Source organism: Pedobacter albus (assembly GCF_036324255.1).
In the GTDB taxonomy this organism is placed as follows: domain Bacteria; phylum Bacteroidota; class Bacteroidia; order Sphingobacteriales; family Sphingobacteriaceae; genus Pedobacter; species Pedobacter albus.
In genome coordinates, this window is sequence record NZ_JAZDQT010000001.1 from 445510 (window position 1) to 466247 (window position 20738).

General features: G+C 41.9%; 16 protein-coding genes. 7 read left to right on the forward strand and 9 right to left on the reverse strand.

The features are described 5' to 3' along the window. Positions 1-228: 228 nt before the first annotated feature. The 4 genes from VRU48_RS01830 (at position 229) to VRU48_RS01845 (ending at position 7958) form a co-directional block, all read left to right on the forward strand. Positions 229-3345 carry a hypothetical protein gene (locus tag VRU48_RS01830; RefSeq protein ID WP_330106227.1) on the forward strand — a complete coding sequence of 1039 codons (3117 nt, stop codon included), beginning with the start codon at positions 229-231 and terminating at the stop codon, positions 3343-3345. Between the two features lie 6 nt (positions 3346-3351). Continuing rightward, a complete protein-coding gene (locus VRU48_RS01835; protein ID WP_330106228.1) occupies positions 3352-6819 on the forward strand; it encodes a DUF6443 domain-containing protein in 3468 nt (1155 codons plus the stop codon). Next, the gene (locus VRU48_RS01840) at positions 6816-7604 is read left to right on the forward strand and encodes a toxin-antitoxin system YwqK family antitoxin (RefSeq protein ID WP_330106229.1); all 789 of its coding nucleotides are present in this window, start codon (positions 6816-6818) and stop codon (positions 7602-7604) included. Before VRU48_RS01835 ends, VRU48_RS01840 begins: the two co-directional genes overlap by 4 nt. 168 nt (positions 7605-7772) lie before the next feature. Next, on the forward strand, positions 7773-7958 hold the full coding sequence (locus VRU48_RS01845; protein WP_330106230.1) for a hypothetical protein: 186 nt from the start codon (positions 7773-7775) through the stop codon (positions 7956-7958). Between the two features lie 168 nt (positions 7959-8126). Here the strand turns inward: VRU48_RS01845 and VRU48_RS01850 are convergent, their stop codons facing one another. After that, on the reverse strand, positions 8127-8747 hold the full coding sequence (locus tag VRU48_RS01850; protein ID WP_330106231.1) for an L-threonylcarbamoyladenylate synthase: 621 nt from the start codon (positions 8745-8747) through the stop codon (positions 8127-8129). Between the two features lie 165 nt (positions 8748-8912). Here VRU48_RS01850 and VRU48_RS01855 point away from each other — a divergent pair, with 165 nt between their 5' ends. Continuing rightward, entirely contained in the window at positions 8913-10553 is a 1641-nt protein-coding gene (locus VRU48_RS01855) for an FMN-binding glutamate synthase family protein (protein ID WP_330106232.1), read from the forward strand. Positions 10554-10582: 29 nt separating this feature from the next. Then, positions 10583-10981, forward strand: a complete 399-nt coding sequence (locus tag VRU48_RS01860; protein ID WP_330106233.1) for a hypothetical protein — start codon at positions 10583-10585, stop codon at positions 10979-10981. Between the two features lie 84 nt (positions 10982-11065). Here VRU48_RS01860 and asnS read toward each other — a convergent pair whose 3' ends face one another. Beyond that, the gene (asnS, locus tag VRU48_RS01865; protein ID WP_330106234.1) at positions 11066-12502 is read right to left on the reverse strand and encodes an asparagine--tRNA ligase; all 1437 of its coding nucleotides are present in this window, start codon (positions 12500-12502) and stop codon (positions 11066-11068) included. 143 nt (positions 12503-12645) lie between these two features. On the opposite strand from asnS, the gene VRU48_RS01870 reads away from it, so the two are divergent. Then, entirely contained in the window at positions 12646-13959 is a 1314-nt protein-coding gene (locus VRU48_RS01870) for an ATP-binding protein (RefSeq protein WP_330106235.1), read from the forward strand. Here VRU48_RS01870 and VRU48_RS01875 read toward each other — a convergent pair. From VRU48_RS01875 to VRU48_RS01905, 7 genes are all read right to left on the reverse strand, one after another. Beyond that, positions 13952-15139, reverse strand: coding sequence for a GAF domain-containing sensor histidine kinase (locus tag VRU48_RS01875; protein ID WP_330106236.1), 1188 nt, complete (start codon positions 15137-15139; stop codon positions 13952-13954). The genes VRU48_RS01870 and VRU48_RS01875 overlap by 8 nt on opposite strands. A gap of 527 nt (positions 15140-15666) precedes the next feature. Next, a complete protein-coding gene (sucC, locus tag VRU48_RS01880; protein WP_330106237.1) occupies positions 15667-16857 on the reverse strand; it encodes an ADP-forming succinate--CoA ligase subunit beta in 1191 nt (396 codons plus the stop codon). 130 nt (positions 16858-16987) lie between these two features. Beyond that, a complete protein-coding gene (locus VRU48_RS01885) occupies positions 16988-17347 on the reverse strand; it encodes a hypothetical protein (protein ID WP_330106238.1) in 360 nt (119 codons plus the stop codon). Positions 17348-17558: 211 nt separating this feature from the next. After that, positions 17559-18326, reverse strand: a complete 768-nt coding sequence (locus VRU48_RS01890) for a ferritin-like domain-containing protein (protein ID WP_330106239.1) — start codon at positions 18324-18326, stop codon at positions 17559-17561. A gap of 73 nt (positions 18327-18399) precedes the next feature. Continuing rightward, entirely contained in the window at positions 18400-20013 is a 1614-nt protein-coding gene (locus tag VRU48_RS01895; RefSeq protein ID WP_330106240.1) for a DUF4153 domain-containing protein, read from the reverse strand. Positions 20014-20040: 27 nt separating this feature from the next. Beyond that, positions 20041-20340, reverse strand: a complete 300-nt coding sequence (locus tag VRU48_RS01900) for a hypothetical protein (RefSeq protein ID WP_330106241.1) — start codon at positions 20338-20340, stop codon at positions 20041-20043. 44 nt (positions 20341-20384) lie between these two features. Next, entirely contained in the window at positions 20385-20681 is a 297-nt protein-coding gene (locus VRU48_RS01905; protein ID WP_330106242.1) for a winged helix-turn-helix domain-containing protein, read from the reverse strand. Between the last annotated feature and the right edge of the window lie 57 nt (positions 20682-20738).

Here is a 20738-nt window from a genome sequence, read left to right on the forward strand (position 1 = left end):
AAACGCATGTTCATCCAGCGATTCGATACGTTCGTCCTGCGAAAACCACTATTGGGCAAAAAATTTTATTATTCAGATTTTTCTTTAGAACTTGGGGTTGTAAAATACTGGGGCGAACAGATTTGGTTATTCCGTTTTTGAATAGAAAATGCAATTAATGTAATTCAAAATTATATAGGTAGCATAATACCCAATTGAATCGCTCAGTATAAAAATAAAACCTATCCTATGAAAAGAAACAGAAAATTGAAAGGGCTTTTTATGGCCTTTCTCCTCCTTTTGAGTGTACAGGCTTTTGCCCAAAGGCAGAATGTAACATTTGCTCCGCCCGAGGCTTCTGCATTGATTAAATACATCAATTATCCTGTCGACTATTCTACAGGAGTGCCCAATATTTCTATCAATCTATATACCGTTGTGGCTGGCAATATTACGATGCCACTCACACTTTCTTATCATGCTGGTGGTTTGAAAGTAAACGAACGAGCATCTGTAGTTGGCCTTGGCTGGAAGCTTAGGGGTATTCCAGAGGTTTCAAGAACAATCAATGGAAATAACGACTTTCTCCCACAAGGATATCTTAACAATCCATATAAAGGAACAGGTAATTCGAATGAATACTACATGTCGCTTTACAAGGGTCAACTTGAAGAACAGCCTGATGAATTTTATTATTCGCTTTTGAATACTAGTGGAAAGGTGTATAGTAACAATGCTACGGTTCCGTATGACAATTATGGTATAGATTTTTCGCAGTCCACCGAATCAGTCATCAACTGTATAGATGCCGAAGGAACAAAATATAAAATGGGTATTTATCCCTTTATGGACTGGTCTGCAGGATCAAGCTTTTCTCCTTCTACCATATCTTCCTGGAAATGTAGGGAAATAGTAGGTAAAGGAGGGGCGGATACGATCAAGTTCGATTATTATACTCCATTAAAGAGAAATCGGTATCGGATTAAGGAATATATAGAAGTAATAGATGATGCAAATCTGGGTTTCGGAGATAATATAATGACCACCACTTATCAGCAAAAACCATTGTTTGATGGTGTACATTTCGACGCAGAAGATAAATACAACCTAGATTGGAAAATTGTCTATCCTCGAATATACGATTATAGTTACGGTAGCTTACAAGGCTCAACGCAAGGCCGTTATTTTGTGACGGGCTCTACTCAAATGGAAAAGTATGGTGTGCCTTCAGATGCGAGTAGCGTATATGACACCTACGAAGAAACACAAAGTTTTATTAAGCAGATAGATGCCAGGGGAGTGCGGGTTGTTTTTTATAATAAACTTAATACCGAACAACTTGATTCTATAAAAGTATTCGATACAGAAGGAAAAGTCATAAAAAATATAGCATTCACTTATCAGGGAGGCAATACGCCAGTTTCAAGCGACCGCCCATCAGACAGGAACCTTTTGACGGCTGTACTTTTTAAAGATGCCTTAGGTGCGGTAATTGAAAAATATCAATTTAATTATGAGCCCCTGTTGTTTCCTTTAGGCGTTAAGCGCGCTGATCCGTGGGGCTATTATGGCAAGGGTGCGCTTGCCATACCTTTTCCATTAGATATGGCGAGTTCTGTGCCAAGACAGACTATTGAAGTAGCACAACAATCAACAACCGTTTATACCTGGATGGCTGATGTTGGCCTGAACAACTATTATGATGCCACTTTATTACCTTATCAGACCTACAATATAGAAATAGGTGGCTATGATACTTCGAATGATGAGGGACATGTGGAGGAGGGTGTGCTTAAAAAGATTACATTGCCTACGGGAGGGAGTACAGAATTTGAATATGAAGTTAACAGGTATCGTGAAGAGTTTACAGATTCGTTAAAAGAAGCTAGTGGACTTCGGATAAAAAGTATTAAAAACTTTGACAGTCAGCATATACTGCAAATGCAAAGATTATATAAATATGGAGAGAATGAAGATGGGTACGGTGTAGGTAAAACCGTTAATCGAGATAAAAATTACTATCAAGAAGATAGGGTGCAATACCTGCCCGTAAAAAATCCTGTCGTTCCGATTGTTGATCAAGATCATAACGTGAATTATGACGGAAGGAGTTACCCGCTTCCAATAACAGGAGGTTATTTACGCAAAAGAGTTTATAGCGCAACGCCACTTGAAAACCTGAGCTTCACTGGTGGAGCACCCGTACTTTATAATAAGGTTACCGAATATGTAGAAGAAAATGGATTGCAAACCGGCAAGACAGAATACGTGTTTAATGCCCCAACTTCTTGGGGAGAACAGACTGAATTTGATAATACAGGCATCAGTTTTCCGGTAAGTAATGAGTGGATAGAGAATAAAATGATAGCCAAAAATCTATATGCCTATCAAAATGGCGAGTTTAAATGGATACAGAAATCGAATTATGAAAACTTGCCTTATCTATCTCCAACTACTGTTTTATTTCGTATGCCTTACAGATGGGCCTCAAAGCTCGTTTATTATCCGGATGAGTATACTGAAAATGACCTAATTTATGGGGGATGGTATTATCCTGAGGGTATGGCAAGCAGGATAATAAAATCGGGAAGATTGTTATTGGCAAAAGAAACCGATACAATTAGGGAGCTTAGTAACCTAAGCAATGTTATGGCACTAAAAAAAGAGTATAGTTATTCGCCTACCCTTACTTTTCAGCCTCAAACTATAAAACAGCCCCTTAGCAATGGAATGATAAAGAAATCTATGTACAGCTATTGGTATGAAAAACCTGAACAAGTCCTAGAAACATTAGAGGATAATGGAACGATATCATTAACAAGTGCAACTTATAGTCAGTACCATCCTGATAATAGTTTGCTCAAAATATTTGTGGCCAATCTACCTGCTCTTGTACCGTTTTCTAGCTTTAATCCTGTTGCTGGTGCCGATTCGAGATACGAATTAAAAATACAAAATGATAAGCTCGGTAATGGTTATAAAGTAAATCAGGTTTCAGCTAATGGAAAAATAGAGGCATGTTATCTCTATAGCTATAATAAAATGTACCCTATTGCAGAGATCAAAAATTCGGATTATGCAACCGTGGTAGGCTTGTTAGGCGGACAGATTGCCGTGGATGCATTTTCTAAACTTTCCAATCCCGATAAAGTGGCCATCGACGCCTTTTTGGCGCCCCTAAAAACTGGTCTTCCCCAGGCATTGATCACTAGCTATTCCTACAAGCCGCTTGTAGGTCTGGCCAGCCAGACGGATGCCAAAGGCATGACGACGTACTACGAATACGATTCTTTCCAACGGTTGAAGCATGTCAAGGACCAAAACGGCAACATCATCAAAAGCTACGACTACCACTACAAGAACTAACGCCCCATGAAAAACACCAGATTATTCCTTTTGGCCTCGCTGCTCCTGTCGGGAACAGCCATGGCCCAGCAGCATATCACGCTGTCCGGCTATTCCGGACAGACGGAAATCAAAGCCACGGGCAGCGTCACCCTTGCCGACGGCTTCCAGGTTCCCTACGGCAGCAGCGTTCGCATCTTTACCGGGGCGAGCTTCCAGCTCTGCAACCCCCTGGCATCTTCGCCGAGCGCCAACCAGAACTACGTGCTTTCGAGGGTATTCAAGATCGCAGGGGTAAACAGCGCGAACATCAATGCCCAGCGCAACGTATGCGAGGAGAACCAGACCGTCCAGTACATCGACGGGCTGGGCAGGCCCCTGCAGACGGTAACGGTACAGGGTAGCCCATCCTTTGCCGACGTGGTGCAGCCCATCGTCTATGACGCCTTGGGCCGCGAAGCGGTAAAATACCAGCCATACACCATTGCAAGCAACGGAGGGGCCTACAGGCCAAGTGCCGTTGCGGAGCAACTGGGATTCTATGCCGGCCAGCCGGTTGGTTCCAGCATCAAACAGACCTCGCAGCCCTTTTCACAGACGGTTTTCGAGGCCAGCCCGCTGAACAGGGTGCTGGAACAGGGTGCTCCGGGGGCGCCTTGGCAGCCCTACAGCGCCTCCATTGCGGGTTCGGGCCATACGGCAAAGCCGGGCTACGCCATCAGCGACGCTACTGATGCCGTGAAGCTCTGGACGATCAGCGTCTCGGGAGCTGCCACCACGGCGAACTACCAGCCGGGCACGCTCTACAAGACCGTTTCGAAGGACGAGAACTGGACAAGCGGCAAAGTCGGAACCGTGGAAGAGTTCAAGGACATGGAGGGCAGGGTGGTGCTCAAAAAGGTCTGGGAAACCGAGAGCGTAGCGCTGTCAACCCAGTACCTGTACGACGACATGGGCAGCCTGCGCTACGTGCTACCCCCGGCAGTCATGGTAAATAGCTTTATGGAGGTAGATGATATATTTAAAGGCTACATCTACGGCTACCACTACGACGGCCGGAGAAGGATCATCGAAAAGAAGATCCCGGGCAAAGACTGGGAGTACTTGATTTATAACAAACTGGATCATCTTGTATTAACACAAGATGGTAATCAACGCATTAATAATCAATGGTCATATACTAAGTACGACGCAATGTCACGTCTAGTATCCTCAGGAATATATACGGATAATGTAAATACAACTCGTCTCTCCTTGCAAGGAGTGTTAAACGAACAAATCAACTTATGGGAAACACGTGCTGATGCGGAATACAACGAAGTGTCTTTTCCTCAATTAGGGATAGAACAACTTACCATAAACTATTATGACAATTATGATTTTACGGGTAATTCTTTTGGACAACCCTCGGGAATGCAGGCCTTGTCAATGCATACTAAAGGATTATTAACGGGAACTAAAACTAAAATACTAGGGACTGATATTTTTATGTTAACTGTAAACTATTATGATTTAGAAGGAAGGATAGTACAGACTAAAAGTGATAATCACCTTGGTGGGATTGATATTTTAGATAATACATGGAGCTTTACGGGAGAGTTAACCGCTAATGTTAGAACACATAGTACTCCACATCCTTTTGGAGGACCAACTGGTGCTACCACTATAATATCTAATCGTTATGATTATGATCATATGGGTAGAAAATTAAGTACAATAGAAAGTATTAATGGACAGAATGAGGTTGTGTTAAATAAATTTGACTACAACGAACTGGGCCAGCTAAAGCAGAAAAACCTGCATAGTACGGATGGGACCAGCTTTCTACAAGCTACCACCTTTGCCTATAACGAGCGCGGCTGGATGAAGAACAGCACTTCCGACCAGTTCAGCATGCAACTGAATTACGAAGATGGTACAATACCCCAATTTAATGGTAACATTGCTAATCAACAATGGGGTATTGGAAGTTCATTGCCTAATAATTTCACTTACAGCTATGACAAACTAAATAGATTGATAAGTGGGACTAGTTCAGGTGCCATAGTTTTAAATGAAACCATAGCTTATGATGTGATGGGGAATATTGACAAGCTCAACCGTGATGGAACGGGAGATAAAAAATATTACTATTATGATAATAGTAATAGACTGAGGTACGTAGATGGGGTGACCGGGGTTTATAGTTATGATTATAATGGAAATGCTATTTTCGATGGAAGGAATGGGGTACAAATCAGCTATAATCAATTCAATTTGCCCGTTGGTATTTCCAAAATTGGGCTAGATCTTGTTTATACCTACGATGCTAGTGGAGTGAAATTGCGAAAAGAAGATAGTGCAACAGAAACTGAAATAAATTATGTTAAGGGAATTCAATATAATTTAGGTGATATAGATTTTATTCAAACAGAAGAAGGAGTAGCTCGCAACAATAATGGAACGTACAATTATGAGTACAATTTAACAGACCATCTCGGCAATGTAAGGGCTACTTTTTATAAAAATCCGACTACTGGTCAATTGGAAATTCTGCAACGTGATGATTATTATGCCTTTGGTTTAAGGAAATCTGCACAATCTGGCAATAATAAGTACCTTTATAACGGCAAGGAGTTGCAGGAGGAGCTGGAACAGTATGACTACGGGGCAAGGTTCTATGACCCGGTGATTGCGAGGTGGAATGTTATAGATCCGCTTGCAGAGAAGATGAGAAGATATTCGCCATATAATTACGCTTTCAACAATCCGATAAGGTTTGTCGATCCGGATGGGATGGGACCAACAGATTGGGTTAAAAGTGGAAATACTTGGATGTGGGATGCAAATATAACTTCTGCCGAACAAGCAGCAGAAGCTGGTTACAGTGATTATAAAGCGCCAGGATCTGTGATAAATAGTGCAAAAATTGGACCAGATGGAGCAGTTGGAAATATCCTTCTGGGAGATGGAGTCGCAACATATATAAGAAATGAGACTTCAGAAGCAAAATCTTCTGGTTTATGGGATTCGTTTGTAAGTTGGCTTGGCAGTTTTAAGTCGAAGGATGGTGAACTTGGCAGTGGTTGGCATATGTTTAATAATAGCAATGGGATGGGCGAAGATCCTGATGCTCATTTAAAACCAAATGCAAAGAAAGTAGATAATTTGGGAGATATATCTGGGTTGCTGAGTTACGGGGGACAATTAAGAACAAATAATGCTCCGATGAAATTTATTAATCCTTTAGATATTTTTGGCGCCGCAGATAATGCAAGCCAAGGCGCATTACTTAAATACTTAACCACGCAAGCGGGAGCTAGTTCTGATACATCGGTTCTGACAAACCTTGTTGTTGATGATACAAGACTTGATACACTGCCTCATGATCAATGGGAAAAGAAAAGTAAGGCAGGAGGAAGCGGTTCGGCATTGTATAGAAATCCAGATGGAACATTAACTAGAACACCAAAAGTGGTTCAGGTAAATGGCAAACTTTCGGTTAGAGATAAATGAAGAAAATTTTTTTAATTATTGGTTTAGTTACGCTTTTGCTGGTAATAATATTCTTAGTCATAAATGAAGGATATTATTACAGGCTTTTAAATAAAAGTGGAGAGATTTATAAAATAAACTCTAAAGGTAATTTTGAGGGCAAAAGCAGGATTTATAAAGATGGAAGAAAAATCTTCGATGGATATTTTAACAATGGAAAGCTAGAAGGGTTAGCTCACACATATTATGATAATGGCAATATCAAATCAAAGACATTTTATAAAAACGGTATTATCGAAGGATTTGAATATAAGTACTATCAGAATGGAAAAGTGAGCTTCAAAGGACTATGGAAAAATGGGATATGGTATGGTAGTCAGCTATATTTTTCAGAGACAGGAAAGTTAAATGAATATTGGGTAAGAGATTTTAGAAGTATGCCTAACGATTTCTTTTACATTTTTTACAATAATGGTAAAATTAGAAAGATCTTAGGAACAGTTGTGAGTGGAAATTTAGCGATTTACAATAAGGATATACCAATAGTGCTTCAGAACAGACATGCATATAAAGATATAGAAGATTTATATGTAACTGTTGCCTGTCCACCCCATTTAAAAACATCAGTAAGAGTTCAAGTAAATAATAAAACATATGATATCGACAGTCTTACCACAAATACATTAAAAGCTAGTAAGGCGTTTGAAAAGCCTGGAAAGTATCTAATTAAAGTGTTTGGAATACTAAAAGATAAGGATCGAGTTTTGAAAGCTGATACGGTGACATTAGATATTTCCAAGATTTGAAAAATTGATTTCAATTCCATGGCCTGGATTCGCAGGCCACTAAATTAGGCAGTGGAGGTAGAGAGCTGTTAAAACCTATGTTATCAGAAAAAACAGCTTTACAAGAGTTAAATCATTCCTAAAATGTAAGACCAAAAGTTTTTCCATCTTTACACTATTTAAATAAAAATGAACAATAAAAAATATATAGGGATGACTGTAAATGAACGACTTTGCGTTGCTAAATTATACGATAAGTTTTATAAGGCGGTTGAGGAAAAGAATGTTGAGGAAGCTGTCTCAATGCTAAAGAAAGTAGAACTTACAGAAGAATCAATCGACCCTATTTTAGAAAGTGTAGGTTTGTTTAAATAACTTATACTACCCTTCATGTGATCTAAGCCTTTGTGCTTAGGATTTAGAGGTGGGAAATTGGATTTGCAATCTTGACCTTTGAGTTACATACTAATTAGTTTTAAAGATTGATGAGCACTATAGCCCTGTTTAATTAAATGTTGAGGCTAAGTCTCAACATTTTTATTTTTAAAAATAATCCTCAATATTTCCTTTGCCCTCACGTACTACCTCAAAATCACCGCCTGTACAGTCGATTACGGTAGAGGCCTCATTGTCGCCGTAGCCACCATCAATTACGAGATCCACCAGGTCTTCGTATTTTTCGTGGATCAGTTCCGGATCGGTAGAATATTCGATCAGTTCGTCGTCGTCCTTAATAGAGGTAGAAATAATCGGATGACCCAAAGCCTCTACAATCTGTCTGGCAATGTTGTTGTCGGGCACGCGTATACCCACCGTTTTTTTGTTCGAGCTCAACAGCTTGGGCACGTTGTTATTGGCATTAAAAATAAAGGTAAACGGCCCGGGAAGCGCTTTTTTCAATACCCTGAAAACCGTCGTATCGATAGGTTTGATGTAATCTGAAATATGCCTCAAATTTGAACAGATAAAAGAAAAATTGGCCTTTTCCGGTTTGATGCCGCGGATCCGACAGATTTTTTCGATGGCTTTTTGATTGGTAATGTCGCAGCCCAAGCCATAAACCGTATCGGTAGGATAAATGATCAATCCGCCTTTTTGCAGTACCTCTACCACTTGTTCGATGGCCTTCGGATTCGGATTTTCAGGATAAATTTTGATTAGCATATGTAAAAATAACAAAATTACCGCGCCGCTTGTTTAACATCGTAAGATTATAATTACATTTAATAGACGGTTCATGCTCGCTTAACGCTAAAGCATTTGCTACTTTTGGACAAATCGGTTTGTATTGATTTCAAAATTTTAGAAACAGCATTAAAACGATAGATTATGAGAAAAGCTTTTGTTGCCATTGCCGCATTCTTGGTGGCGCTCACCATTATGTTGGGACTTACTTACGCACCGCTGTGGTGGTTGTTTATTTTTACCGGACCTTTTGTGGTGCTCGGCGTATACGATTTGTATCAGCCTAAACACAGTATCGTCAGAAATTATCCCGTTTTTGGTCGCCTCAGGTATTTTATGGAAGAATTGAGGCCTAAAATCTACCAGTATTTTATAGAAAGCGATACCAATGGCAAGCCTTTTAATCGGCTTAACCGTTCGCTAATTTACCAGCGCGCCAAAAAAGACAACGATACAATTCCCTTTGGTACCCAATTAGACGTTTACGAAAACGGCTACGAATGGCTGAGCCATAGTATTGCCGCTATTAGCCACCATGAACTGGATTCCAATCCACGGGTACTGGTGGGCGGACCAGCATGTACGCAGCCTTATTCGGCCAGTATTTATAACATATCGGCCATGAGTTTTGGTTCGCTCAGCCAAAATGCCATCCTGGCTTTAAATGGTGGTGCCAAAATGGGCAATTTTGCCCATAATACTGGCGAAGGTGGCATTAGCGATTACCACAGCGGTCCGGGAGGAGATCTGATCTGGCAAATCGGAACGGGTTATTTTGGTTGCAGAAACCACGACGGCTCTTTCAATTACGATGCCTTTGCAGAGCGCTCCAAAACGCCCAATGTAAAAATGATCGAAATCAAGCTTTCGCAAGGTGCCAAACCCGGCCATGGCGGTATTTTGCCGGCTAAAAAAGTAACGCCTGAAATTGCCCGAATCCGTTTGGTCAAAGAGGGTTTCGATGTGATTTCGCCACCGGCCCACACTGCATTTTCTACGCCTTTGGAAATGATGGAGTTTGTAAAAAAACTACGTACCCTGTCTGGTGGCAAGCCAATAGGTTTTAAGCTGTGCATCGGTCGCAGGAGCGAGTTTTTTGCCATCTGCAAAGCCATGATCGAAACCGGTATTTATGTAGATTTTGTAACTGTTGATGGGGGCGAAGGTGGTACCGGCGCCGCGCCACAAGAATTTTCTAATGCAGTAGGTATGCCTTTGCGTGAAGGCGTGGCTTTTGTATACGATGTGTTGAGTGGTTTCGGACTGAAAAAACATATTAAAATCATTGCCTCGGGCAAAGTAGCTTCGGGTTTCGACCTGGTGAAAAACATTGCCTTGGGTGCCGATTTGTGCAACTCGGCCCGTGGTATGATGTTTGCCCTGGGCTGCATCCAGGCTTTAGAATGCAACAGCAATACCTGTCCAACTGGTGTAGCCACCCAAGATCCAAGTTTGATGAAGGGGTTGGTGGTGGAAGACAAAACGGTACGCGTATTCAATTTCCATCAGGCTACCGTGCAAAGTGCGGTCGAATTGTTGGGCGCTGCGGGTCTACGTCATCCTTACCAGCTCACCCGTGCCTACATTAACCGCCGTACCTCGCAAAATATGATGCAGAGCTATATCGAAACCTTTCCTTACATACCGGAGGGAAGTTTATTGCAAACGCCATATCCTTTGCAACACGAATTGGGCATGGCTTTGAGCACATCGGCCAGTTTTGCGCCTACCGATTACAAAGTTTCACTGGTCGATTACCAGCATGCTAGTGCACATCACGAATAAAATTGATTTTAAACAGCGCTTACCTCTAAATGGCTAAAACAATTCATAAAGACATCAAAATCATTCCGTTATTATTGGTGTTGCTGTCTTTTTATTACCTCGCAATCTTCGACAAACAATACCCCAAGCTGGTATTTGTGCTGATGGTACTCTCGATTGGTTCTTTGTATTTTTTTATTATCAGGGGCAATTTGTCGCTTAACCTGTTCAAAAACATCAGAAAGCAGGAGGGAAGGGTTTTGTTTTTTCTGGTCGCAAATGCAGTGCTGCTAATTGTGGTGATGATAGACGAGCTGGAGTTTGATTATAAAAACCTTGCCTTGAATATTGCTTTTATGGCGATGAAAGCCATTTTTACCTTGGAGATTTTGGTGGCTTACCTCATCAATTTTTCTAAACTGGAAGAGCCTGTGCTTATAGAGGAATAAAAATACGACTTAAAAGAAAAACCCGTTCTGCACTTACAGAACGGGTTTTTTATGTAATAACTGGCAAGCAGTTGTTTGACGAGCTTAAAACTCGGCTCCTTTCGGAAACCTAGGGAAGGCAATTACATCCCTGATGTTGGTCATACCGGTTACGAAAAGCACCAGGCGTTCAAAGCCCAAGCCGAAGCCGGCGTGTGGCGCCGAACCGAACCTGCGGGTATCTAAATACCACCATAGTTCTTCTTCCGGGATGTTCATTTCGGCCATGCGCTCGGTCAATTTGTCCAAACGCTCCTCACGTTGCGAACCGCCAATCATTTCGCCAATGCCAGGGAATAGAATGTCCATAGCGGCTACGGTTTTGCCGTCATCGTTCATGCGCATGTAAAACGATTTGATGTCTTTTGGATAATCGGTTAGGATAACCGGTTTTTTGAAATGCTTCTCTACCAAATAACGCTCGTGTTCCGACTGTAAATCTGCACCCCACTTGTCAATCAGGTATTTGAATTGCTTTTTCTGGTTCGGTTTCGACGATTTTAAGATTTGTATCGCTTCGGTATAAGTTAAGCGTTCAAAATCGTTGGCTAAACAGAAATCTAGTTTCTCCAATAAAGAAAGCTCGCTTCTTTCTTGTTGGGGCTTTTGTTTTTCTTCTTCCAGCAACCTGTCGTTTAAGAAAGCCAATTCGTCTTTGCAATGGATCAAGGCATAATTGATGACGTATTTCATCATGTCTTCTGCCAATTGCATGTTGTTTTCCAGGTCGGCAAAGGCTACTTCCGGCTCAATCATCCAGAATTCGGCCAAATGGCGAGTGGTATTCGAGTTTTCGGCCCTAAACGTTGGTCCAAAAGTATAAATCTGTCCGAAAGCCATGGCTGCCAATTCGCCTTCCAGCTGTCCAGAAACGGTCAGGTTGGTAGAACGGCCAAAGAAATCTTCCTTAAAGTCAACTTTCCCGTCTTCGGTGCGTGGCGTATTGTCGAAATCCAAGGTGGTTACCCTGAACATTTCTCCCGCACCTTCGGCATCGCTGGCGGTAATTACAGGCGTGTGCATATAAACAAAGCCTTGCTCGTTAAAAAACTGGTGGATGGCAAAAGCCAAGGCATGCCTTACCTTAAAAACAGCATTAAAGGTATTGGTACGGAAACGCAGGTGCGCCTTTTCCCTTAAAAACTCTAAACTGTGTTTTTTAGGTTGCAAAGGATATTCTTCTGCATTGCTGTCGCCCAATATTTCAATGTGACTAGCTTTGATGTCGACCTTTTGGCCCTTGCCCAATGATTCGACCAAGGTACCCTCAATGGCAAGCGCAGCACCTGTCGTAATGCGTTTAAGCAATTCTTCAGGCGTATTGGCAAAATCTACTACAATTTGGATATTACCCATGCAAGAACCGTCATTTAAGGCTATAAACTGGTTGTTGCGGAAGGTGCGTACCCATCCCATTACTTTAACTTCGGTGTTAAATGCAGTAGACTGCAGCAGGTCTTTGATTTTTTCTCTCTTGATCATTGCGGATTGCTTTATAAGGGGGTCAAAAATAAGGATTTAAACCTAAATCCCGATGGCTTTTGTGCATTGTTTTTTATAAAATACATTTTTTCTTTGTGGCTAAATATGTTTAAGTTTGCTTTCCGCTAAATCCTTATTAAATTTTGCAAATTCTCGGTAAAAAGTTAGATGGCAGTCGACTTATCGGTACACCTGAATTATTTTCTTTAGAGGAGAGGATATTCAATACCGTATGTATCATTGCCTTTATTACCATGTGCTTTGAGGTGCCGTTCAACTTTTTTATCGGCTTGGCGGTTCCTGCAGGGCTCTGCATTTTCGGCGTGGTTTTTTCGGCCTACATGTATTACCTTTCTCGCTTTAGGCGCAAATCGTCTTTGGGCATCAAGGTATTCTGCATTGTCTGCAACTTGGCCTTTGCCGTCAACTATTTCTATAATTCGGGCATTTACGGGCCAAACCTGTTGTTGTTCAGTCTGGTTTTTCTGATGGTTATTGCGGTGATACCCAAGGCGCATTTCAAGATCTGGATCCCGATCAATATCCTATTGGTGTTTGTGATTTTAACCTTCGAGTATTTTTATCCGCAAGCTGCGCCTGACGTCTACATCAGCAAGGTGAGCAAAGTAATCGATTTTGGAGTAACCTATTTCGTAGTGGTCATTTTAACGTACTTTGCCATCAGCTATATCCGTAAAAATTATGATGCCGAGCGTTTTTCTGTCGATGAAAAAAACAAGGCCATCGAAGAACAGAAACTGGAACTGGAAAGGATCAATTCTGAAAAGGACAAGTTGTTTTCGGTGGTGGCGCACGATATCCGCATGCCGCTTAATTCCATCCAAAGCTACTTGGAGCTGTTGGCAGAAACCGACCTGGAGGAAGAAGAGGGTGCGAAGATCAGGAAACAGCTGCTTCAGGTAACCAAAGATACCTCGGCCATGATAACCAATGTACTGTCGTGGTCTAAAACACAAATGGCGGGTTCTCGGGCCGATTTGGCACCCATGAACGTAAAAGATGCGTTGATGAGTGGGCTGAACATTGAAAAAAGCATTTCGCAGCGAAAAGGAGTGAGGCTTGAAATTGTTAGCGAAGACAATCTGCATATCATTGCCGACTACCACATGTTTCAGCTCGTGGTGCGCAACTTGGTAAACAACGCCATTAAATTTACGGAGAAAGGCGGCCAGGTTATTGTCAATGCAAAACGACTAGCCAATGTGGGGTGCATCGAAGTGCGCGATAACGGTTTGGGCATCAATCCCGAACAGCAACGCAAGCTTTTTCAGCTCAAGGCTTCGTCAACTTATGGTACCAACAAAGAAAAGGGGGTAGGTTTGGGCCTGTTGCTGTGCAAAGAATTTACCGATTTGCAGGGCGGTACCATCGCTTTTGAGCCCAACGGCAATAAAGGCTCTGTTTTTATGCTCAGCTTCGCCTTAAGCGCTAATTAAGCGGTAGGGTAACGTAAAAGCTGGCCCCGGTATCTTTTCCTTCGCTGGTTGCCCATATTTTGCCCTTGTGCAATTCAATTAGTGTTCTGGCGATGGAAAGGCCAACGCCATGGCTATATTCCTTGTGGGTTGGAATGGCACTTAGTTTGGCAAACTTGATAAATAGTTTGCGCATATCGGCTTCGCTTAGTCCTTGGCCTTCGTCTTTAAACACAATCATCAGGTTTTCATCCGCCTTGCTCAGCTCAATGTAGATTTTGGCGTGCGGATAACTATAGGTAATTGCATTGCTCAACAACTGGGCAAAGGCATCGCGTAGCCTTTTGGCGTCCCCAGTCACAAGCGTGCTGGTGCTGCTGTTCAGGTATACTTTTAGATGTTTTTGTTGCAGCCTCAGGTCAAAATCGCTGATTACGAGCTTCAATAGGTCCTGTATGTTCACTTCCTGCATGCTGAGCCTAAAATTGCCGTTTTCTATCTGCGAAACCTCCATGGCCTGGTCTATATTGGCCAAGATGTTGCCGGTGGCTGATTTGATCCTGTCGGCAAAATTGTTTACAATGTCGGCGTCGTCTATTTTCTTTTTGATGATTTCTGTGGCCAGTGAAATGGTGGTATTTGGATTTTTAAGGTCGTGCGCCAGTTTATTGGTCAAATCGGTTTGTACGTAGGCAACTAGTCTGGAACTTAGACGCATCTCCAGAAAATCGATCACTAAGGCAGCCAGCGATTTGAGCATGCCCAGTTTTTGTGAGGCTATCTCTTGAGGCCTGGTATCAAATACGCTCAAGGCGCCAATGGCAAGGCCTTCGGGACTGAGCAAGGGCACGGCCAGGTAAAAAGCAATGTTGTTCGCTGTTAAAAAGCGGTGGGCAGCTGTTGTTCGAGCTTGATTAAACAAGGTCGGTTCATTTGTTGAGATAGCCAATGCCGCCAAGCTTTCTTCGCGTGGGATGTCGTTCGCGTGAAGCGCACCGATATTGCTTTTCACAAAAACATGGTCGCTGTCTACAAAGCTGAGCTGGGCCATCGGGGCATCAAACAACTGCGCGGCCAATTGGGCGATGTTGTCGAATGGGTTTTCGGGCGGGGTTTGAACGATGCTGTAGCTGTAAAGCTTTTGTAGGCGAAGATGTTCGTGTGTTGGAATCGGAGGCTGCTGATTGGCTAAATTGTTCATGGATCCTACATTGCGTATACTGGGTTCCTTACAAAGATAAAAAACTGATTTGCTTTTAGATATTTGTTGTTTTTATTTTTTAGGTCTATTTTTTTTGATGTTTTTTATTTTATATCAGTATTTTTCTTGTTTTTTATTGATTAATTTAAATTATTTTATTTTTTTATTTGTGTTTTTGGTTTTTTTATGATTTTATTTGATTTTTTAATCTTAAAAAATGTGTTTTTTTTTATTTTGTTGATTTTATTTAAAAATATTGAGTATAAATTATGGAAAAATGATTTTTTATGTATTTTTTGTAATTATTTATTCTATATTTGTTCTGTTCATGCAAAAAGTACATTTATATTTGGTTTGATTAAAGCTCTGGTTGGATGGCCAGAGCTTTTTCATTAAAAAAGATCAAAAATATTAGCAAAAAACTTAACTAACCTAACAACTATAAACAAAAAAGACCAGCTCGATTATTCGGCTGGTCTTTTATTTTGAAGCAAGGCCTTAAAAACCTTGTTCAATCTGATATTTTATTAAGCTAGTACTTTGCTTACCAAGTCTGCAGCTTCTTTCAATGCGATGGCTGAGTAAACTTTCAATCCCGATTCGTCGATTAGTTTTTTCGCTTCTTCGGCATTGGTGCCTTGCAAACGGCAGATAATTGGAACCGGAACATTGCCGATTTCTTTGTAGGCATCAATTACGCCTTGTGCAACCCTGTCGCAACGTACAATACCGCCAAAAATGTTAATCAAAATGGCTTTTACGTTTGGATCTTTCAAGATGATGTTGAAAGCGGCCTTTACGGTTTGTGCATTGGCCGTACCGCCTACGTCTAAGAAGTTGGCAGGTTCGCCACCGGCAATTTTAATGATATCCATGGTTGCCATGGCCAAACCAGCACCGTTTACCATACAGCCCACGTTGCCGTCGAGCTTTACATAGTTCAGGTTGCTTTCGCTGGCCTCAACTTCTGTAGGGTCTTCTTCGGTTTTATCGCGCATGGCGGCGTAGTCTGGGTGACGGAACAAGGCGTTCTCATCCAAGTTTACCTTGGCATCAACTGCAATGATTTTATCGTCGCTGGTTTTTAGAACCGGGTTGATTTCGAACATGGCAGAGTCGGTTTGGTCATAAGCCTTGTACAATGCCGAAACGAATTTTACCATTTCTTTGTGCGCAGCGCCGCTTAAGCCCAGGTTGAAGGCAATTTTACGTGCCTGGAAGCCTTGAAGGCCAACTTTAGGGTCGATTTCTTCTTTAAAGATCAAGTGCGGCGTGTGTTCTGCCACTTCTTCGATATCCATACCGCCTTCGGTACTGTACATAATAATGTTAGTTCCATTGGCACGGTTCAACAAAACGCTCATGTAAAACTCGCTGGTTTCAGACGGACCTGGATAGTATACGTCTTGCGCTACCAATACTTTGTTTACTTTCTTGCCTTCGGGACCAGTTTGAGGAGTTACCAATTGCATACCCAAAATATCGGTTGCTCTTTGTTTAACCTCGTCCAGGTTCTTGGCCAGCTTTACGCCACCGCCTTTGCCTCTGCCACCTGCGTGGATTTGGGCTTTAATTACAACCCAGTCAGAGTTATAGTCGGTTTTCATTTTTTTGGCGGCTTCAACAGCTTGGTCAACTGTATCGGCAACGATGCCTTCTTGGATGGCAACGCCAAAACTTTTTAGAATTTGTTTACCTTGATATTCGTGGATATTCATTGCTCAAAAATTTGCCCAAATCTACAATTTCAAAAGCTTTATGCCAATAGCAACGGCCTGATTTTTTAATAATTGTTGCTTTTGTGTTCGAGAAATTACAAAATGCCTAATTGAGCCGAAATAAGGCTTGTTAAGTTGGAATTTGTCTTGCCAAAATAACCCGGCCGTTTTTAAATTGCAGTTCCAAAATATCTGGGTCGACGTTGCCCGTGCTCGATATGAAGCCAATATCATAGTACCACAGGTCTTCATCGTCTTCATTGCCGTTTTCGTGGCCTAAAAGCTGCTTAACTTGTGTCTTGGTTTTTCCGATCAGGATTTGGCTGCTGATAAGATCTTTAGTGAGTTCATATCGCGTGTCGGGCTCATTTTTCCATTTTTCTTTGTCAAAATCGCGATTTGGATAGGAGGTTATTCCAAATAAGAACAGCATGGCAAGTGCCAAGTAGATAATTGGCGTGCTGGCTAGGGTAAGTAGACCTATAACCATTCTCTTTTTGGTTATATTTTTTATCGACCGGAAAAGCAGGCTCCAAAATAAGCATATCCCCAGTGCTAGAAAGAAAAGGATAAAATAGACTTCGATGCCCATATTAATGAGTTAAATGTTAAAATTGACTTAATCTGTGGTCATGCCAAATGCAGCTAGCATTAGGTTTACGATAATTTTTTAGTCACAGATTATAATAATATCAAAATAATCAAACTTGCCATGATGCGTTTGCCTGTTGGTTTGTGGTACGGTTTGCGGATGAGGGCTTAGACCTCAGCTTTTTGATGGTCTTGCCAAATTTGGATTGCATCTTTCTCCAATAACCGGCAAAGTGTACGTGCCCGGCTCTAAACAGCCTTTGGTGCGCAAACCATACGGTTAAAATGGTGCCATAGTAAAAGCAGGTATAAAAAACATAGGAAAATCCTCGAACCAACTTGTTTTTGTGCTGATAAATCAGGCAAAGGCGTTCCAGCTGAAAGTCGATGTGGGCCGCTTCATCAATCAAAATGTCGGTGCAGATTTGTTTAAGCAGTTTACATGCGGTAGCATCCTTTAAACATTGGTAAAAAACCTGCGCAGTGCTTTCAACGGTGATTACGGCAATGGTCCAGAATTCCATATCCTTGTTCAGTCCACGTATTTTTCTGAACAGGCTATCGCCCCAATCTTTTTTAATTCTTGGTTCACCGATACGATCGAGGTACTTGCCCAGGTTTTCGCCATGTTTCTGTTCTTCTTTGATAAACAGCCTGATGGCATCCGTATAATGCGCATCGTTTAGTTTTTTGGCATGTTTGGTGGCGGCATTGATCAGGTTAATGCCTTCGGAGGTTTCGCCCAATTGCCAAGCCTGTAGCGAAGCCAGTATTTCTTGTTTTTCGGTAGGAGTTAATGTAGGGCTGATGGTCCAGTCAATCCGTTCTTTTTGTAGGTTCTGGTCGAAATAAGCTTTCCAATAGCTAGAGGTTTTCATGGTTTAGGTTTTAGGTTAGGGAAAAGAGAGCGTTAATTTTGGGGTGGAGCGCATCATTTAACCGATATCTTTATTACTGAAAGTATTGGTGTGTTTGCCAATCGCGATAGTTCCAAGACAGCCAGGTCGTATTGGTGTAGCGTTCTTTGAAATCGGCAATCCTTTGATCCAGTCGCTTGTTAAAGGCCAGTTCTGCTTCTTGTTGCTGGGTCAGTTTCTCGGTTGGTGTAGTTTGGGTCGTGCTGTTTGCAGCCGTGTCGATGGCAAATGGCCAAAATTCAGAATGCTCTAAGGCGCTGTATAGCAGTTTTCGGTTTTGGTCTAATAGCGGAAGTGTTTTGTCGGAAAGATCGGTCAAATGGTTAACGTCTATACCAGATGCCTTTTGGTTTTTCAGGTTATATTCCACAATAAAGACATCCCAGTTTGCAAAACAGCAAACAAACAGCAGCGCATACCAAACCATGCCGTTTGCCTTGCAAAGAAAAAAGAAGGTTTTTCGTTGCGCTACTTTTAAATACACCGTAATCAGGCCAACCGTACAGAGCATCAAGAAAATGGCTACACCGATCCGTTTGTAGGTAAGTCCGTACATCAGCACATAATTGTAATCTCTCAAGCCAACCGAAAGCACCAGGAATGTGTTTTGAACAATCCAAATGAAGGCCAATAGCTTAAGCGTTTTGTTTTTGCGGTAAAAATTAAGGTTGCCATTAAAGAAATAGAGGATAACGATCATGGCCAACACAATGCTGAAAATCAATATGTTTGTGCCGTCGTGCAGTTCTGTGGCGTAATGGGCAGCGCTTGCGCTTTGGGTATTGAGCCAAAGGGTACTTAGGTCTATCAGATTTAAAAACAGCAACAACAGATTGAGCATTGCAAAACAAAGTATACCAATGATGTTTTCTGTTTTAAGCGCCATTTTTCTCTTGATGAAGCTACCCAGAAAAAGATCGGCGAACTCGTAAACAAACGTGTTTTTGTTGCGTTTCCGGTTGCGTATCAATTGCTCTTTACACTTGAGTTCGAGTGCCTCAACTCCATTTCCTTTCAGTCCAAGCAAAATAGCGGCGGTAAACAAGAGGCCGATGATCACGTGGACGACACGCTCAATGCTCAAGTCGGCAAAGAAGAAGTTGTAAATGTGGGTGAAGAATGCAGACAGGCCATCGGTAAGCCGGCTCAGGTATTGGGCAAAAACTTCGTTGGCATTGCTGTACAATGCCGTGAACAGCAAAAGGACCAGGATAGGCAACACCACGTATTTAATGGGCTTGCCCAAGGGTTTGAGCGAAAAATTACCGATACGGATATTGATTAACCGTTGGATAAGGTTAAATGGCGAGGTAAACAGCTGCATCAGGAATGAAATAATGGCGGTAAAAACACTCCTGATCAACTGCGCATGGGCAAATCCCACAAACACGGCCAAGCTGATGTACCAGGTAAACACGGTAAGGACCGACTGGTTATAAACCACCAAAGCACCGGCCAGCAAATGCAAGGCACCCGAGGTAAAGAGTTTGCGACTTTTAAGAATTCCCTTGTCGAACAGCAATGCGATGCAGATGAATACCGAGTAGAGGAGAAGGTTGAGCGCCAGTCTTTCCATCCAGAAAAGAAAGGTAAAAAGCAGTCCGCCGACAATAATGGCGAGCAGTTTGAAATCTAATTTTTGTTCCATTTGAAGAGTATATTGAGTATTAAAGTTTTAAAGATGAAGCGCAAGGGTGGCGCAGGTCAGCGAGAGCGGAATGTTGAGGAGCATAATACCGATTGAAATCAAGACTTGCTTTCGGTCTTTGGCTTTGATGAGCAGTTCGATAAATAGCAGCAACAGCATAATGCCGTTAGCAGCCGTAGCAACAACGAGGTAGAATAGGCCCATGGGCATCAATGCCTCGAAACGAGTAATGCAAAAGAGCAGAAAAATGCCTATTCCGATAATGGCCGAATACCTGGCAAGTTGTTTTCCGCTTTCGGCGACGAAGTTTTTGTTGGTTGTTTTCATGTTTGAAAAGTGCTTTGAAATTCAAAGTAAAAAATCAAAAAAAATTAAATCCCTTTAATCATCTTTTCCAAGGCATCTAAATGCGCCTTAAAATGCTGTCTGCCCAAGTCGGTAATCATATAGGTGGTATTGGTTTTTCGGCCGATAAAAGATTTTTGTACCTTGATGTATTCGGCCTGTTCCAAGGTCTGAAGGTGAGAGGCCAGATTGCCGTCGGTAAGCTCAAGCAACTGTTTCAGTTCGTTAAAACTGACGCGCTCGTTCACCGTCAATACCGACATTACGCCAAGCCTGATCCTGCTGTCGAATATTTTGTTTAAAGCCTCTATCGGGTTTTTCATCTCTTCAATTTTTGTTTTCAGTGGCAATGAAGCCATCATGATCTAACCATTCATTCC

Bases quoted from the DNA above. Each gene is read 5' to 3' on its own strand.
- VRU48_RS01860 (WP_330106233.1), top strand. From the start codon at position 10,583: ATGGCTAAAACAATTCATAAAGACATCAAAATCATTCCGTTATTATTG.
- VRU48_RS01840 (WP_330106229.1), top strand. From the start codon at position 6,816: ATGAAGAAAATTTTTTTAATTATTGGTTTAGTTACGCTTTTGCTGGTA.
- VRU48_RS01855 (WP_330106232.1), top strand. From the start codon at position 8,913: ATGAGAAAAGCTTTTGTTGCCATTGCCGCATTCTTGGTGGCGCTCACC.
- VRU48_RS01885 (WP_330106238.1), bottom strand. From the start codon at position 17,347: ATGGTTATAGGTCTACTTACCCTAGCCAGCACGCCAATTATCTACTTG.
- VRU48_RS01900 (WP_330106241.1), bottom strand. From the start codon at position 20,340: ATGAAAACAACCAACAAAAACTTCGTCGCCGAAAGCGGAAAACAACTT.
- VRU48_RS01835 (WP_330106228.1), top strand. From the start codon at position 3,352: ATGAAAAACACCAGATTATTCCTTTTGGCCTCGCTGCTCCTGTCGGGA.
- sucC (WP_330106237.1), bottom strand. From the start codon at position 16,857: ATGAATATCCACGAATATCAAGGTAAACAAATTCTAAAAAGTTTTGGC.
- VRU48_RS01850 (WP_330106231.1), bottom strand. From the start codon at position 8,747: ATGCTAATCAAAATTTATCCTGAAAATCCGAATCCGAAGGCCATCGAA.
- VRU48_RS01890 (WP_330106239.1), bottom strand. From the start codon at position 18,326: ATGAAAACCTCTAGCTATTGGAAAGCTTATTTCGACCAGAACCTACAA.
- VRU48_RS01905 (WP_330106242.1), bottom strand. From the start codon at position 20,681: ATGAAAAACCCGATAGAGGCTTTAAACAAAATATTCGACAGCAGGATC.
- VRU48_RS01830 (WP_330106227.1), top strand. From the start codon at position 229: ATGAAAAGAAACAGAAAATTGAAAGGGCTTTTTATGGCCTTTCTCCTC.
- asnS (WP_330106234.1), bottom strand. From the start codon at position 12,502: ATGATCAAGAGAGAAAAAATCAAAGACCTGCTGCAGTCTACTGCATTT.
- VRU48_RS01845 (WP_330106230.1), top strand. From the start codon at position 7,773: ATGAACAATAAAAAATATATAGGGATGACTGTAAATGAACGACTTTGC.
- VRU48_RS01895 (WP_330106240.1), bottom strand. From the start codon at position 20,013: ATGGAACAAAAATTAGATTTCAAACTGCTCGCCATTATTGTCGGCGGA.
- VRU48_RS01875 (WP_330106236.1), bottom strand. From the start codon at position 15,139: ATGAACAATTTAGCCAATCAGCAGCCTCCGATTCCAACACACGAACAT.